Genomic DNA, 15,645 nt, shown 5'->3' with positions numbered 1-15,645 from the left:
TCTCCGCCATGACGGTGGCGCGAGGACCGAACGGCGGATCGACCCTCGGAACAGCCGACGGTTCGGTCGCGGACGGCCAAACCCGAGGTGACCCGGCTTCCCCACAATGGGCGCGATTGCTTCACCCGTTCGGTGGATTGCTCGGTCAGATCCACCCATAGCGCCCGAATGCTCGCTACATTCACGCCGATTCCCGACAGGGGGCGCCGCCCCAGGCCGCCGAAGTGCTGGTGAGGCCCGGTGCGACGTCCGAGAGGTGTTGACAGACATGCCCCAACGGCCTGCAACCGACAGCCCGGCGTACGGACCGCTCGACCCGCTCGGCCAGCACCGAGGGCCGGTCGGCCGGACCCTTCCGGACGCCCCCGACGCCCTGACCGCCGACACGCTGACCGACGACGCCCCGGCCGCCGACGACCTGCGGCTGCCGGTGCAGGCCACACCCGACCGGCACGAGGCCCCCGTCGCACCCGCGCCGGCCCCGGCCCGCGGCGCCGGCCACTCCGGCCCGGCCCCGCAGAACGGCCAGCTCGCGGCGCTGATCGAGGAGGCCGGCTTCTCGCACGCCGGCCTCGCCCGCCGGGTCGACCAGCTCGGCCTGGAGCACGGCCTCGACCTGCGCTACGACAAGACCTCGGTCACCCGCTGGCTGCGCGGCCAGCAGCCCCGCGGGGCCACCCCGGCGCTGATCGCCGAGGTCTTCACCCGCCGGCTCGGCCGCCGCCTCACCGCCCAGGACCTCGGCCTGGACGCCTGCGCCCCGGTCTACGCCGGCCTGGAGTTCGCCGAGACGCCGCAGGAGGCGGTGGACATCGTGGCGAGCATGTGGCGCAAGGACAACGGGCCGCAGTCCGAGCTGCGCCGGATCGCCTTCACCCCGGCGGGCCTGGTCGTCCCCAGCCGGGACTGGCTGATCGGCCGCACCGACGAGCGGGTCGCCCGGGACGGCTCCACCCTGGCCCGGCCGGACACCGCCACCGGGCCGCCGTCCGGCAGCGCCACCTCCGCGGCCATCACCGGTGCCCCGGCGCCGGGAGCGCCCGGCGCGTCCGGCGCGGGCCCGGTGCGCGGCCCGGGCGCCCCCGTCGCCCGCAGCACGGCCGGCACCACCGGCACCGCCCCCACCATCGGCCGGGTGCCCGTCCAGAGCCGCCGGCCGCCGCTCGCGGTCGAGCCGCCGTACTCCGACCCGGCCCGGGAGTCCCGTCCCGCCCTGCGGGTCGGCCGCGGCGACATCGCCGCCATCCGCGCCGTCGGCGACCTCTTCCGGGCGCTCGACCACGCCTACGGCGGCGGCCACGCCCGCCAGGCGCTGGTGCGCTACCTGGAGAGCGAGGCCGAGCCGATGCTGCGCGGCCGCTACGGCGAGCAGATCGGCCGGGCCCTGTTCGGCGCGGTCGCCGACCTCACCAGGCTGGCCGGCTGGACGTCCTTCGACATCGCCGCGCACGGCCTGGCCCAGCGCTACTTCGTCCAGGCGCTGCGGCTCTCCCAGGCCGCCGGGGACCGCGCCCTCGGCGGCTACGTGCTGGTGACGATGAGTCAGCAGGCCGTCCACCTGGGCCACGGCCGGGAGGCGGTCCAGCTCGCCCGGGTCGCCCAGCAGGGCGTCGGCACCGCCGTGCCGCCGGTCGTCCAGTCGCTGATGCACGCCGCCGAGGCGCGCGGGCACGGTCTGCTGGGCGACGTCCGCTCCTGCACCACGGCCCTGGTGCGCGCCGAGCGCGCCCTGGCCGCGGCCCGGGCGGGCGACGAACTGCCCTCCTGGGCCCGGTACTTCGACGAGGCCCAGCTCTCCGACGAGTTCGCCCACTGCTACCGCGACCTCCAGCAGTGGCGGACGGCCGCGCAGCACGCCGAGAAGTCGCTGCGGCTGCGCTCGCCCGCCTACGCGCGCAGCCGGATCTTCTGCCGGCTGGTGCTGGCGACCGCCCGGCTCGGCATGGGGGACCTCGACGAGGCCTGCACCATGGCCACCGACGCGCTGCGGGCGGCCGGCGAGATGCGCTCGGCCCGCTCGCTGGAGTACGTCCGGGACTTCCACCGCCGGCTCACCCCGTACCGGGGCAGCCCGGTGGCCCGGGCCTTCGAGGAGTCGGCGCGGCAGGCGGGGGTGATCTGAGGGAACGGGTGCGTGGGGGCCGGCCCCCACGCACCCGGCTCAGCACGGCCGTCCGTCGGCTCCGGGTGCCTTCGGCCGGGCGTCTCGGGGCGCCCGGCAGCGGGCCGTCAGGCGGCTGCCTCGGCCTCCGGGGCGTGGGCCGGCACGCCGAGGTCGCGCAGCACCGCCCGGGCCGCCCGCCGCCCGGAGACCAGCGCGCCCTGGACGGTGCTGGTGTCCCGGTGGTCCCCGGCGACGTACAGCCCGGCCAGCAGCCGCACCGGGCGGCGGGGGTTGTGCGGCGGCGGCATCGCGGGCAGCGCGTCCGGGACGTGCCGCACGCCGAGGAACTGCCAGCCCGCCGTCGAGGTGCCGTACAGCTCGGCCAGCCGCGCCCGGACGGTCGGCTCCAGCCCGGCGGGGCCGCCCAGGTCGAAGGCGCGCCGGCCGAGCACGGTGGTGGCGATCAGCGACTGTCCGGCCGGGGCGTAGGACGGGTGCAGCTCGCTGAGCACCAGGGAGTGCGAGACCAGCGGCGGGTGGCCGTTCGGCCGGTCGCCGTCGAGCAGCAGGACGGCCTCGCCCAGCGGGGCGCGGTCGGCCGCGTGGAAGAACGTCGTGACGGGGTGGAAGTCCGGCAGCCGCAGCCCGGGCAGCAGCTCGGCGGCGGCGCGGGCGTCGGTGGCGACGACGACGGCCTGGGCGCCGATCCTGCCGTGCGCGAGGGTCTCCACGCCGTCCGCGGCGATCGCGGTGACCCGCACCCCCGCGCGGACGGTACCGGCGGGCAGGGCGGCGGCCAGCTGGGCCGGGACCGCCGCGATCCCGCCGGCGGGCAGACAGAGCCGCCCGCGCGCGTACGAGCGCAGCACCAGGTCGGCGACCCGGCTGCTGGTGCCGAGCGCCGGATCGGAGAGCAGGGCGCTGAGCAGCGGGCGCAGGAAGCCGTCGACGGCGCGCGGGGCGAGGCCGTGACCGCCCAGGGCACGGGCGGTGGTGGTCTCCGGGCGTGCCCGGAGCCGGCCGACCGGGGTGCCGGCGAGCCGGCCGAGCCAGCCCCCCAGGCGGGCCTTGTCCAGCGGGCTGCCGAGCGGAGCCCGGGTGGCGGCCTGCCGGGCGACGGCGAGGTGCGGGTCTCCGGCGCGGTACCGCCGGCCGGCGCTGTGCACCAGGACGCCGGGTGCGAGCGGACGCAGGTCGAGGCGTTCGAGGTCGAGCGTGCGGCGGAGTTCGGGGAAGGCGGTGTTCAGCAGGTGACTGCCGTCGTCGAGCCGGAATCCGTCCTGCTCGCGGGTGGCCATCCGGCCGCCGATCCGGTCGGTGCTCTCCAGGAGCTGGACGGTGAGGCCGTGGCCGGTGAGCACGCGGGCGGCGGCCAGGCCCGCGAGTCCGGCGCCGACCACGACGACGTCCGGGTCGGACGGCCGGCGGGCGCGGCGGGTGAAGTCGTACGTGGGCACTGGGGTGCTCCCTCCCTGGTCCCGGGGCTCCGGCCGACGCAGGCAGCGGGGTGCCGGGACACGGTCCGTGGAGGGTGATGCCCAGTCAGTGTGAGCATCAGACAAGCACATCGGGCCGGATCCGGGGGCCGGGCGGGGGGCGGGCGGCAGCGGGTGGGGCGTGGTCACGGACAGTGCGCCGTGACGGCCAGGTTCGGGCGTCGGCGGGCGCGTACGGTCACCGGGGGCGTGCGACGCGCCCGTCGCGTGCTCCCGTGCGCCCCCTCCCCGGGCCCCCTTCGACTCCGCCCGGCATATGCCCCTGGCCAGGGCGGATGCCGTAGTCGGAGTACGCACGGCCGTGCGCGCCCCGCCCGGACACCAGCCCGCCCAGCGCGCGCCGCCACCCGCGCGCCCGTACCGGCCGGCACGCGCTCACGGACCGCGACCCGCGCCCGCTCGCGAACCGGCCCCGTACCGCCCCGCACGCCCGCTCTTGCGCGGTGCCCGTCACATCCGCCCGTCACATCGCCGCGAGCACCGCCGAGTACACGTCCGGGTGGGTGAAGCGGAAGCCCGCGTCCAGCAGCCGCCGCGGCACCACCCGGTGACTGCCGACCACCTCGATCGCCAGCTCGCCGAGCACCGCCCTGAGCACCGCCTCCGGCACCGGGAACGGCGTCGGCCGCCGCAGCGCCCGCCCGAGCGCGGTGGTCAGCTCGGCGTTGGTCGCCGGGTTCGGCGCGGTGAGGTTGAAGGCGCCGGAGAGGTCGTCGTGGTCGATCAGGAACCGCAGCGCGGCCACCTCGTCGTGCAGCGAGATGAAGCTCCAGTACTGCCGCCCGTTGCCGAGCCGCCCGCCGAGCCCCAGCTTGAACAGCGGGAACAGCCGCGCCCCGGCCCCGCCGGAGGCGGACAGCACCATTCCGGTGCGCGGGTGGACGACCCGGATGCCGGCCCGCTCGGCGGGCCGGGCGGCGTCCTCCCACTCCCGGCAGACCTCGGCGAGGAAGTCGTCGCCGGCGGGGGAGTCCTCGTCGATCACCCGGTCACCGGTCTGCCCGTACCAGCCGACCGCGGAGGCGCTCACCAGCACCCGCGGCGGCTCCTTGAGCTCGGCCAGCGCGACGGCCAGCGTCTCGGTGCCGTACACCCGGCTCTCCCGGATCTCCCGCTTGTAGGAGTCCGTCCAGCGGTGGTCGCCGACCCCGGCGCCGGCCAGGTGCACCACGGCCTGGACGCCGGTCAGCCCGTCCCGCTCGACCTCGCCGAGCAGGGGGTTCCAGCCGATCGCCGTACTGCCGTCCGGCCGTGGGCCCGTCTTCGAACGGTGCCGGACGAGCCGGACCACCTCATGGCCGTCCGCCAGCAGGGAGCGGACGAGTGCCGAACCGATCAAACCCGTGGAGCCCGTGACAGCGATGCGCATGTCCCCATCCTCGCAGCTCCCACGCGCCTTCGACGGCCCGTCACGGTCCCGCGCGCCTCGTTAGCATGGCGCGCATGTCTGACGACGATCTGATCATCCGTACGGCCCGGAGCGAGGACGAGCGAGGGCTCGCCGTCCTGAACCACGCGGCCTGGTCCCCCCTGTCCGACGTCTCCCCCTGCCCGCCCGTCGAGGACCCGGTCTTCGACGAGCGGCACACCCCCGAGCAGTACCTGCTGGCCGTGCTGGACGGCCGGATCGTCGGCTACGTCCGCCAGGTCCCGGCCACCCCGCTCGCGAGCAACCGCCACGTGCGGCAGATCCAGGGGCTGGCCGTCGACGGCACGGTCCGAGGCCGGGGCATCGGCCGCCGCCTTGTCGAGGCGGCCTGTGCGGCGGCCCGGGCCGAGGGCGCCCGCAAGATGGGCCTGCGGGTGCTCGGCTGGAACGCCCCGGCCCGCCGCCTCTACGAGAGCTGCGGCTTCGTCGTCGAGGGCTCGCTGACCGAGGAGTTCCTGATCGACGGCCGGTACGTGGACGACATCTGGATGGCCCGCCGCCTGGCCGACTGACCGCCGGAGCCCGCCCGCCGATGGACCGCCGACCGCCCGAACGGACGTGCCCGCATCCCGAACGGGCCTGCGGCAGGGGGTGGTTGGCCGTTGCGGGTGGTGCGGAGTCGTGACAGTCCGAGCCTGTCTGGACCGCCGCCGCGCCGGGTACCGTACGGCCGTGAGCAACTCGACGCCTCCCGGGTGGTACCCGGTCCCGGGTGCGGACGGCACCCCCGGTCACGAGCGGTGGTGGGACGGCAGCGCCTGGACCGACGAGGTCAGGCCGCTCCCGGGCGGCGCCGGGGGCGGGCTCGCCGACGCCGCCACCCAGCCCTGGCAGCAGGTGCCCGACCAGCGGCCCGGCTACGGCTACCCCGGCGGCTCGCCCGCCCCGACGTACGGCTACCCCGCTCAGGGGCAGGGCGGCCACCAGGCCCAGGGCGGTCACCAGGGCCGGACCGACTACCCGGCCCAGGCCGGCTATCCGGCCCAGGGCAGCTATCCGGCCCAGGGCGGCTATCCACCGGAGAACCCGGGCTACGGCCCCGCCGGCTACTACCCGCCCCCGGCCAAGCCCCGGACCGGGATGATCGTCGGCATCGCGGTCGCCGTCCTGGCCGTGGGCGGCATCGCCGCCGGGATCGCCTTCAGCGGTGGCGGCGAGGACCGGCGGGCGGACCCGCTCCCGGGCCCCACCGTCACCGTGACCCAGAGCAGCAGCCCCACGCCCAGCCCCAGCCCGACGGTCCCCAGGCCGAGCCAGACGCCGCCCAAGCCCGCGCCGGTGGTCAAGACCACCGTCCCCGACCCGCAGCACGCGATCATCGTGCCGGTCTTCGAGGGCTGGGAGACGTCGACCGAGCTCCAGCACTCGGCGATCTTCCTCGGCACCGGCCGCTACCCCTGCCCGACCGGGGGCACCTGCGTCCGCGGCCAGTTCTCGATCGAGAAGGACACCATCGAGGGCACCTCCTCCAGGGCGGCGGCCGAGGCCGCGATGCCCGCCTACGCCGGGGGGATCTTCTCCGGGATCAGCTCCCACACCGACGCCGGCTCCGGCTACGTCAAGGTGGCCGGCGTGCTCGGCTACGCCACCCGCTGGCACGTCCGCACCTCGGACGGCACCCAGGGCTACGCCCTGCTCGCCGCCCTCCCGGCGAAGGGCGGCGGCTTCGTCGTCATGGAGGGCGGCGTGGACGACAGCCCGTCAGCGCCGGACTTCTCGGTGCTGGACCAGCTCCTCAACGGCATCGCGCAGGACAGCTCCTCGGGCAGCAGCACCTGACGCCGCCGGGACACGGCCGGCCGTGAGGGCGGCCGGGGGCCTCAGTCCCCGTACCGCTCCCAGAGCTTGGGGAATCGCTTCGCCATGGCGTCCGGGTCGTCGAAGTCCAGCGCCGGCCCGGCGGGCCTGCCGGCCTGCCGCCCGCCGACGTCGGGCAGCGGCAGCCCGGTCAGTTGCTCGTACGCCTCGTCGGCGGCGTAGCCGAGGTCCTCGGCCTCGCCGTCCTCCTCCTCGTCGAACTCGGGCAGCAGGTCCGCGAGGTCGTCCGGCTCGGCCAGAGCACCCTCGAAGACCTCCCGGCCCTGGCCGATCAGCCAGAAGCGGAAGTAGTCGAAGGTGTCGGCGGAGGCGCCGTCGAGCAGCAGGTAGGCCGCGCCCCACAGGTCGTTCCGGTAGGCCCGCCGGTACCGCGCCTGGAACAGCCGGGCGAAGTCGATCACGTCGTCCGGGGTCAGCTGGAGGAGCCGTTCCACCAGGAGGTCGGCCTGCTCGTCGGGGTCCCCGTCGGCCGCGTCGCGGGTTTCGTCGATGATCTGCCAGAAGTCCGTCTCGTCCATCACCGCTCAAGCATCCCCGTTCGGCCGCGTCCGCGCATGCCACGACTCGGCGCGGGTCGCTCACACTTCCCGGGCCCGCCCGGCCCGGGGAACGGCGGAACCCCGCGCCGTCCGGGGACGACGCGGGGTTCCGTACGCGGGGGCACCGCGGTGACCGGGTGGGGTCAGAGGCCGAGCTCGACCTCGAACTCGCCGGCCTCCAGGATCTCCTTGACCGAGACCAGGTAGCGGGCGGCGTCGGCGCCGTCCACCAGGCGGTGGTCGTAGGAGAGCGACAGGTAGACCATGTCGCGGATGCCGATGGCGGTGCCGCCGTCGGACTCGATGACCACCGGGCGCTTGACGGTGGCGCCGATGCCCAGGATGGCGACCTGGTTCGGCGGCACGATCACGGTGTCGAACAGCGCACCGCGAGAGCCGGTGTTGCTGATGGTGAAGGTGGCACCGGACAGCTCGTCCGGGGTGATCTTGTTGTTGCGGACCTTGCCGGCCAGCTCGGCGGTCTTCTTCGAGATGCCGGCGATGTTGAGGTCGCCCGCACCCTTGATGACCGGGGTCATCAGACCCTTCTCGGAGTCCACCGCGATACCGATGTTCTCGGTGTCGAAGTAGGTGACCGTGCCCTCGGCGTCGTTGATCCGGGCGTTGACGACCGCGTGGACCTTCAGCGCCTGGGCGGCGGCCTTGACGAAGAACGGCATCGGGGAGAGCTTGACGCCCTCGCGGGCCAGGAAGCCGTCCTTGGCCTTGTTGCGCAGCGACATGATCTTGGTGACGTCCACCTCGACCACGCTGGTCAGCTGGGCCTGCTCGTGCAGCGCCTTCATCATGTTGTCGCCGATGACCTTGCGCATGCGGGTCATCTTGACCGTCTGGCCGCGCAGGGCGGACGGCGCGGCGGCGGCCTTCGGCGCGGCGGCCGGGGCAGCGGCGGCGACCGGGGCCGGAGCGGCCTTGGCGGCCTCCGCGGCGGCGATGACGTCCTGCTTGCGGATGCGGCCGCCGACGCCGGTGCCGGTGACGGAGGACAGCGCGACGCCGTGCTCGGCGGCGAGCTTGCGCACCAGCGGGGTGACGTAGGCGTCACCGTTGTCGGCCACCGGGGCGGCCGGGGCCGGAGCGGCGACCGGGGCCGGGGCGGCCGGAGCCGGAACCGGGGCGGCGGGGGCCGGAGCGGCAGCAACCGGAGCGGCCGGAGCCGGAGCCGGGGCAGCGGGGGCCGGGGCGGCGGGGGCCGGGGCGGCGGCCGGGGCCGGAGCAGCGGCCGGGGCCGGGGCGGCAGCCGGAGCAGCGGCAGCCGGAGCCGGAGCAGCGGCGGCGGCACCGGCGGCACCGATCAGCGCGAGCTGGGCGCCGACCTCGGCGGTCTCGTCCTCGCCGACCAGGATCTTCACCAGGGTGCCGGCGACCGGCGACGGGATCTCGGTGTCGACCTTGTCGGTGGAGACCTCGAGCAGCGGCTCGTCGACCTCGACCGTGTCGCCCTCGGCCTTCAGCCAGCGGGTGACGGTGCCCTCGGTGACCGACTCGCCCAGCGCGGGCAGCAGGACCGGGGTGGCGTCGGCGGCCGGGGCGGCGGCCGGGGCCGGGGCGGCGGCCGGAGCGGCCGGGGCCTCGGCGACCGGAGCCGGAGCGGCAACCGGGGCGGCGGGGGCCGGAGCGGCGGCCGGGGCCGGAGCCGCGGCCGGAGCGGCCTCGGCGGCCGGGGCCGGAGCGGCGGCCGGGGCGCCCGAACCGTCGTCGATGACCGCCAGCTCGGCGCCCACCTCGACGGTCTCGTCCTCGGCGACCTTGATCGAGGAGAGGATGCCGGAAGCCGGGGCCGGGATCTCGGTGTCGACCTTGTCGGTCGACACCTCCAGCAGCGGCTCGTCGACCTCGACACGCTCACCCTCGGCCTTCAGCCAGCGGGTGACGGTGCCCTCGGAAACGCTCTCGCCCAGCGCGGGCAGTGTTACTGAGACCGCCATGGTTTCAGCGACTCCTATCAAGTCTTGCGTACGGGAGGTACTTGCGTACGGGAAGTACCGGGAAAGGGGGGTGGGGCGTGATCAGTCGTGCGCGTGCAGCGGCTTGCCGGCCAGCGCCAGGTGCGCCTCGCCCAGGGCCTCGGACTGGGTCGGGTGCGCGTGGATGAGCTGCGCGACCTCGGCCGGCAGGGCCTCCCAGTTGTAGATCAGCTGGGCTTCGCCGACCTGCTCGCCCATGCGGGCGCCGACCATGTGGACGCCGACCACGGCGCCGTCCTTGACCTGGACGAGCTTGATCTCGCCGGCGGTCTTCAGGATCTTGCTCTTGCCGTTGCCGGCCAGGTTGTACTTCAGGGTGACGACCTTGTCCTTGCCGTACAGCTCGACGGCCTTGGCCTCGGAGATGCCGACGGAGGCGACCTCCGGGTTGGAGTAGGTCACCCGCGGAACGCCGTCGTAGTCGATCGGCACCGGCTTGAGGCCGGCCAGGCGCTCGGCGACCAGGATGCCCTCGGCGAAGCCGACGTGGGCCAGCTGGAGGGTCGGGACGAGGTCGCCGACGGCGGAGATGGTGGGCACGTTGGTGCGCATGTACTCGTCGACCAGGACGTAGCCGCGGTCCATCGCGACGCCGTTCTCCTCGTAGCCGAGGCCGGCCGAGACCGGGCCGCGGCCGATGGCGACGAGCAGCAGGTCGGCGTCGATCTGCTTGCCGTTCTCGGTGGAGACGCGGACACCGGTCTCGGTGTACTCCACGCCCGAGAAGCGGGCCTTCAGCTCGAACTTGATGCCGCGCTTGCGGAAGGCGCGCTCCAGCAGCTTGGAGGAGTTCTCGTCCTCCAGCGGGACGAGGTGCGGCAGCGCCTCGACGATGGTGACCTCGACGCCGAAGGACTTCCAGACCGAGGCGAACTCGACGCCGATGACGCCGCCACCGAGGATGACGACGGACTTCGGGATGCGGTCGAGCTTGAGGGCGTGGTCCGAGGAGATCACGCGGTTGCCGTCGATCTCCAGGCCCGGGATCGAGCGCGGCACGGAACCGGTGGCCAGAACGATGTGACGGCCTTCGATGCGCTGGCCGTTGACGTCCACCGAGGTCTGCGAGGAGAGCTTGCCCGCGCCCTGGATGAAAGTGACCTTGCGGGAGGCCACCAGGCCCTGGAGGCCCTTGTACAGGCCGGCGATGACGTCGTCCTTGTACTTGTGGACGCCGTTGATGTCGATGCCCTGGAAGGTGGCCAGCACGCCGAACTCGGCGGCCTCCTTCGTCTCGTCCGCGATCTCCGCGGCGTGCAGGAGCGCCTTGGTCGGGATGCAGCCGCGGTGCAGGCAGGTGCCGCCGAGCTCACCCTTCTCGACCAGGGCAACGCTCAGGCCCAGCTGAGCGGCGCGGAGCGCCGCGGCGTAACCGCCGCTTCCGCCTCCGAGAATGACTACGTCGAAAACGGTGCTGGCGTCGTTCGCCACGTCACGTCCTCCATGCATGGGGTGGGTCGCCGGGCCGGTCGCGGTCCGGTGGGTCGGAAGCCTTTGTGAGGCGCCCAGTCGTGCCGGAAATACATCTTCGCACTTGTTCACGGTGGCTGATGTCCGGGTCGGGCCGAGGGGTGTCCCGCGGAGCGGTCACCGGGGCGGGAGTACCCCCGACAGAAGGGCATCATCCCAGCTCAGCGCGGTATTGACAGCCGCCGGACGGGCGTCCTCCGCGCCACCCGGCGCGGCTTCTTCCGCTCTGTGGAACAAAGTTTCGCCCGCAGCGAACAGCCGTCCGTCAGGTCGCCCCGGTCTACCGGCAGGTAACCCGGCCGCAACGCCGACGGGGCCCGGCGCACGCGCGCCGGGCCCCGTCGCAGCGGGTCCTCGATCGAGGGCCTGGCGGATCAGGCCTTGCCGTTCGCCCTCTGCTCGGCGAAGCGGACCAGGGTGCGCACCGCGCTCGCGGTGCCGCCCTTCGGGGTGTAGCCGTACGGCGCGCCCTCGTGGAACGCCGGACCGGCGATGTCCAGGTGCGCCCAGTCGGTGCCCTCGGCCACGAACTCCTTCAGGAACAGGCCGGCCACCAGGCCGCCGCCCATCCGCTCGCCCATGTTGGCCAGGTCGGCGATGGTCGACTCGGTGAAGCCCTTGCGCAGGTCGGCCGGCAGCGGCATCGGCCAGGACTGCTCGCCCGCCTCGCCGGCCAGCGCGTGCAGGTCCTCGCGCAGCTCGTCGTCGTTGGCCATCACGCCGAAGGTGCGGTGGCCCAGGGCCAGCACCATGGCGCCGGTCAGGGTCGCCACGTCGACGATGACGTCCGGGTTCTCCTCGCCGGCCCGCACGATCGCGTCGGCCAGCACCAGGCGGCCCTCGGCGTCCGTGTTCAGGACCTCGACGGTCTTGCCGCCGTACATCCGCAGCACGTCACCCGGGCGGGTGGCGGAGCCGGACGGCATGTTCTCGGCCAGCGCCAGCCACGCGGTCACGTTGACGGCCAGGCCCAGGCGCTTGGCGGCCACCACGGCGGCGAACACGGCGGCGGCGCCGGCCATGTCGCACTTCATGGTCTCGTTGTGGCCGGCCGGCTTCAGCGAGATGCCGCCCGAGTCGTAGGTGATGCCCTTGCCGACGAACGCCAGGGTGGCCTTGGCCTTCGGGTGGGTGTAGGCCACCTTGACCAGGCGCGGCGGGTTGACCGAGCCGCCGCCGACGCCCAGCAGGCCGCCGAAGCCGCCCTTGGTCAGCGCCTTCTCGTCCAGCACCTCGACCTTGAGGCCGTGCTCCTTGCCGGCGGCCTGGGCGATCGCGGCGAAGCTCTTCGGGGTCAGGTCGTTCGGCGCGGTGTTGACCAGGTCGCGGGCCCGGTTCATCTCCTCGCCGATCGCGGTGGCGCGCTCCACGGCGGCCTTGGCGTCCTTGTTGCCCTTGCGGGCGGTCAGCACGACCAGCTCGCCGACCGGCTCCTTGCCGTTGCCGTCGGCCTTGTAGGTGCCGAAGGAGTACGAGCCGAGCAGACCGCCCAGCGCCACGGCCTCGACGGCCTCCGCGGACTCGGCCGGCAGGGCCAGCGCGGCCTTCTTGGTGCCGGCCAGGGTGCGGGCGGCGACACCGGCGGCGCGGCGCAGCGCCTCCAGCTCGTAACCGTCCTCGGCGGCCTCGCCCAGACCGACCGCGAGCACGAGCGCGGCCTTCAGGCCGGCGGCGGAGGGGACCTTGATGGCCTCGCCCTCGGCGCCGGTCGCGCCCAGGGTGCTGAGGACCTCGGTCAGCTTGCCCTCGAACGCCTCGTTCACGGCCTCGGCGCCGGGGGCCGGCACGATGCCCTTCGGGCCCTTCGCGACACCGATCACCAGGGCGTCCGCACGCAGCGAGGCGGCGGAGGAGGTGCTCACAGACAATGCAGTCACGTAATGCGTCCTGTTCTTTCGCGGTCCACGGCCGGCCACGGCGAGGCTGCCGCACCGGCGCAGCCCGCCGTCCCAGGCCGTCCGTCGGCGGGCGTCCGGGGTCCGGGGCCCCTGGCGCGCGCGGCCGCTCCGGCGGACGCGCGCACCAGAGGCCCCGGCTCCTCGGCGCGCGCCGGGCGGGCAGGACCTGCGGCGGTGCAGGGCTGCGGTGCTTCACGCATGGTAGTCCGCATGTTGGGATCACGCGCCGCCCGGTGTCAGCCGAGCAAAGCCAGGGCGAACAGCGAGGCGGTCGCGGCGGTCTCGGCCATCGCGCCGAGCACGTCCCCGGTGATCCCGCCGAACCTGCGCACGCACCGTCGGAGCAGCAGCCGGGAACAGCCGACGCCGAGCACAACGGCCAGGGGGAGACGGAGGACTGACGATCCGTCGGACAGACCGCAAGCGGCCAGGACGAGCGCCGAGGCGCCCGTCGCGGCGGCAGCGGCGGCGGGCGGCACGGTGCTCGCCACCATCGCCCCGAGCCCGCCCGGCCGGGCGGCCGGCACCGACCTCAGGCAGCCCCAGGCGAGCGCGCACCGGGCGGCCGTCGCCGAGGCGAGCACCGCGAGTGCGCCGCGTAGCGGAGAGTGACCGAACTGCCCTGCCAGCGCGGCGATCTGGGCGAGCAGGACGAGGACCAGGGTCAGTACGCCGAACGGACCGATGTCGGACTGCTTCATGATGCGCAGCGCGTCCTCGGCCGGCTTCCCGCTGCCGAGCCCGTCGGCGACATCCGCCAGCCCGTCCAGGTGCAGCCCGCGGGTCAGCCCGGCGAGCAGCGCCACCGCGGCGACCGCGCCGAGCGCGCCGCCGGCCCGCCAGGCCACCAGCGCCCCGGCCGCGGCCGCCACCGCCCCCAGCGCCAGTCCGACCAGCGGAGCGGCCGTCATCGCCCGGGCCGCCGCGGCCCGGTCCCACCGCTCCACCCGGACCCGCAGGACGGACAGCGTCCCGAACCCGAACCGCAGGCCGTCGGCCCAGCCGGCCCGGCCGTCGGGGTCCGTCATGGGGGCGTTCCTCTCACAGCAAGAACGCCCCGGCGAAGGGGCGTACTTCGGACAGTCGGTGTCGCCGGGGGCCGCCCGGTCCTACAGCTTCCGCAGCAGGTCCGCCGCCGACGGCAGCTTCGGCTGCTCCCTGGGCACCCCGGGCGCCGCCGGCACGAACGGCTTCGGCGCCTCGTCCGCGAGCACGTCCCCCGCGGCCTGGAGCAGCGGCAGCGCCAGCAGCGCGCCGACGCCCTCGCCCATGGTGATGCCCTGCTCCTGCAACGGCGTCAGGGTCAGCCGGTCGTACGCCTTCGCCTGGGCGGGCTCGCCGCTGGACTGCCCGGCCCGCCACCACTCCGGCGCGCGGAAGGCGATCCGCTGCGCGACCAGCGCGCAGGCCGCCGAGACGACGCCGTCCAGCACCACCGGCAGCCGCCGTACGGCCGCCTGGAGCAGGAAGCCGGTGATCGCCGCGAAGTCGGCGCCGCCGGTGGCGCCGAGCAGCGCCAGCTGGTCGCCGAGCACCGGCCGGGCCCGCCGCAGCGAGTCCCGGATGGTGGCGCACTTGACCATCCACACCCGGTCGTCGATCCCGGAGCCGCGCCCGGTCACCGCCGCCGCGTCCGTCCCGCACAGCGCGCCGACCAGCACGCCGGCCACCGTGGTGGCGCCGACCCCGAGGTCGCCGAGCAGCACCAGGTCGGTGCCGGCGTCGGCCTCCTCGTCGGCGACGGCCATGCCGGCCCGGAACGCCCGGACGGTCTCCTGCGGGGTGAGCGCGTCCTCGACGTCGATCCGCCCGGAACCGCGCCGGATCCGGTGGGCGACCACCTCGTCCGGGAAGTCGAGCGGGTCGGCGTCCACCGCGACGTCGACGACCCGGACCCCGGCGCCGTAGCGCGCGGCGAGCCGGGACACCGGGGCGCTGCCGTCGAGCACGGCCCGCACCCGCTCCGCGGTGCCGCCCACGGCGGGCATCCGGGAGACCCCGAGTGCCGCCACGCCGTGGTCGGCGGCGAACAGCAGCACCTTGGGGGCGGAGATCGGCAGCACCGGGGAGCGCCCCTGCACCGAGGCCAGCCAGCTGCCCAGCTCCTCCAGCTTGCCGAGTCCGCCGCGCGGCCGCTCGGCAGCCTGCCAGCGTTCCTCGGCGGCCCGCCGGGCGCTTTCGTCGGGGCGCTCGACGAGCGAGGAGAACGTATCGAGATCCACGGTCGTGTCCATCGTCCGGAAGGCTACACGCCGAACGCGTTCGTCAAACGGCTGGCTTGACGGTCAGCACCTGGCCCGCCACCACCAGCAGGACCCGCTCGGAGGCGTCCGCCACGGCCATGTTGAGCCGGCCCAGGGTGTCGCGGAAGCGGCGGCCGGCGGCGGTGGCCGGCACGACGCCCATGCCGACCTCGTTGCTCACCGCGACGGCGGTCCGTCCGGTGGCGGCCCAGGCCCGCGCCAGCGCCTCGCAGCGGCGCCGCACCGCGGCCTCGCCGCCGTTCGCCCAGACCTCGTCGTCCCAGGCGCCGCACTCGTCCATCACAGCGGTCAGCCACAGGGCGAGGCAGTCGACCAGCACCGGCGCGGGATCGGCCGGGTCGGCCAGCACGGCCTCCAGGTCGCAGGTCTCGGCGGTGCGCCAGCTCGCCGGCCGGCGCTCCCGGTGCAGCGCGACCCGCTGGGCCCACTCGGCGTCGCCGTCCCGGGTGCCGCCGGTGGCCACGTACAGGACGTCCGGGTGGCCGGCCAGCAGCTGTTCGGCGCGGGTGGACTTGCCGGAGCGGGCGCCGCCGAGCAGCAGCGTGCGGGGGAGCGGGGGTGGGGTCGCCATGCCGCCCATCCTGCCGGACGAGGCATACGGAAGATCCGGCCGGGCAGGCTATGGTGCGCAGCAACACA

At 75.1% G+C, this 15,645-nt stretch carries 12 protein-coding genes; 3 read left to right on the top strand and 9 right to left on the bottom strand.

The window, feature by feature from the left end; genetic code table 11:
• Positions 1 to 268: 268 nt before the first annotated feature.
• Positions 269 to 2,122, top strand: coding sequence for a regulator (locus ACZ55U_RS08100; protein WP_465523633.1), 1,854 nt, complete (start codon positions 269 to 271; stop codon positions 2,120 to 2,122).
• A gap of 107 nt (positions 2,123 to 2,229) precedes the next feature.
• Here the strand turns inward: ACZ55U_RS08100 and ACZ55U_RS08095 are convergent, their stop codons facing one another.
• Both ACZ55U_RS08095 and ACZ55U_RS08090 read right to left on the bottom strand, forming a co-directional pair.
• Positions 2,230 to 3,561: an NAD(P)/FAD-dependent oxidoreductase gene (locus ACZ55U_RS08095; RefSeq protein WP_465523631.1), complete on the bottom strand. Its 1,332-nt coding sequence runs from the start codon at positions 3,559 to 3,561 to the stop codon at positions 2,230 to 2,232.
• Positions 3,562 to 4,063: 502 nt separating this feature from the next.
• Positions 4,064 to 4,969 carry a TIGR01777 family oxidoreductase gene (locus ACZ55U_RS08090; RefSeq protein WP_465523629.1) on the bottom strand — a complete coding sequence of 302 codons (906 nt, stop codon included), beginning with the start codon at positions 4,967 to 4,969 and terminating at the stop codon, positions 4,064 to 4,066.
• A gap of 65 nt (positions 4,970 to 5,034) precedes the next feature.
• Here ACZ55U_RS08090 and ACZ55U_RS08085 point away from each other — a divergent pair, with 65 nt between their 5' ends.
• Together ACZ55U_RS08085 and ACZ55U_RS08080 are read left to right on the top strand one after the other, a co-directional pair.
• Entirely contained in the window at positions 5,035 to 5,541 is a 507-nt protein-coding gene (locus tag ACZ55U_RS08085; protein ID WP_465523627.1) for a GNAT family N-acetyltransferase, read from the top strand.
• A gap of 160 nt (positions 5,542 to 5,701) precedes the next feature.
• Positions 5,702 to 6,808, top strand: coding sequence for a DUF2510 domain-containing protein (locus ACZ55U_RS08080; protein WP_465523625.1), 1,107 nt, complete (start codon positions 5,702 to 5,704; stop codon positions 6,806 to 6,808).
• Between the two features lie 41 nt (positions 6,809 to 6,849).
• Here ACZ55U_RS08080 and ACZ55U_RS08075 read toward each other — a convergent pair whose 3' ends face one another.
• The 7 genes from ACZ55U_RS08075 to cobU all read right to left on the bottom strand — a co-directional run bounded on the left by ACZ55U_RS08075 (position 6,850) and on the right by cobU (position 15,577).
• Positions 6,850 to 7,365 carry a DUF4240 domain-containing protein gene (locus ACZ55U_RS08075; protein WP_465523707.1) on the bottom strand — a complete coding sequence of 172 codons (516 nt, stop codon included), beginning with the start codon at positions 7,363 to 7,365 and terminating at the stop codon, positions 6,850 to 6,852.
• Between the two features lie 164 nt (positions 7,366 to 7,529).
• The gene (sucB, locus tag ACZ55U_RS08070) at positions 7,530 to 9,335 is read right to left on the bottom strand and encodes a 2-oxoglutarate dehydrogenase, E2 component, dihydrolipoamide succinyltransferase (protein WP_465523623.1); all 1,806 of its coding nucleotides are present in this window, start codon (positions 9,333 to 9,335) and stop codon (positions 7,530 to 7,532) included.
• Between the two features lie 81 nt (positions 9,336 to 9,416).
• Positions 9,417 to 10,823, bottom strand: a complete 1,407-nt coding sequence (gene lpdA / locus ACZ55U_RS08065) for a dihydrolipoyl dehydrogenase (RefSeq protein ID WP_465523621.1) — start codon at positions 10,821 to 10,823, stop codon at positions 9,417 to 9,419.
• A 395-nt stretch (positions 10,824 to 11,218) separates the two neighbouring features.
• The gene (locus tag ACZ55U_RS08060) at positions 11,219 to 12,721 is read right to left on the bottom strand and encodes a leucyl aminopeptidase (protein ID WP_465523619.1); all 1,503 of its coding nucleotides are present in this window, start codon (positions 12,719 to 12,721) and stop codon (positions 11,219 to 11,221) included.
• 257 nt (positions 12,722 to 12,978) lie between these two features.
• Positions 12,979 to 13,770 carry an adenosylcobinamide-GDP ribazoletransferase gene (locus ACZ55U_RS08055; protein ID WP_465523617.1) on the bottom strand — a complete coding sequence of 264 codons (792 nt, stop codon included), beginning with the start codon at positions 13,768 to 13,770 and terminating at the stop codon, positions 12,979 to 12,981.
• A gap of 81 nt (positions 13,771 to 13,851) precedes the next feature.
• Entirely contained in the window at positions 13,852 to 14,976 is a 1,125-nt protein-coding gene (locus tag ACZ55U_RS08050) for a nicotinate-nucleotide--dimethylbenzimidazole phosphoribosyltransferase (protein WP_465523615.1), read from the bottom strand.
• Between the two features lie 31 nt (positions 14,977 to 15,007).
• Positions 15,008 to 15,577 carry a bifunctional adenosylcobinamide kinase/adenosylcobinamide-phosphate guanylyltransferase gene (cobU, locus tag ACZ55U_RS08045; RefSeq protein ID WP_465523613.1) on the bottom strand — a complete coding sequence of 190 codons (570 nt, stop codon included), beginning with the start codon at positions 15,575 to 15,577 and terminating at the stop codon, positions 15,008 to 15,010.
• Positions 15,578 to 15,645: the final 68 nt, after the last annotated feature.

Source organism: Kitasatospora sp. NPDC034533 (assembly GCF_055575155.1).
The sequence above is the reverse complement of the archived record's forward strand: the minus strand, read 5'-3'. Positions and strand labels throughout refer to the sequence as shown.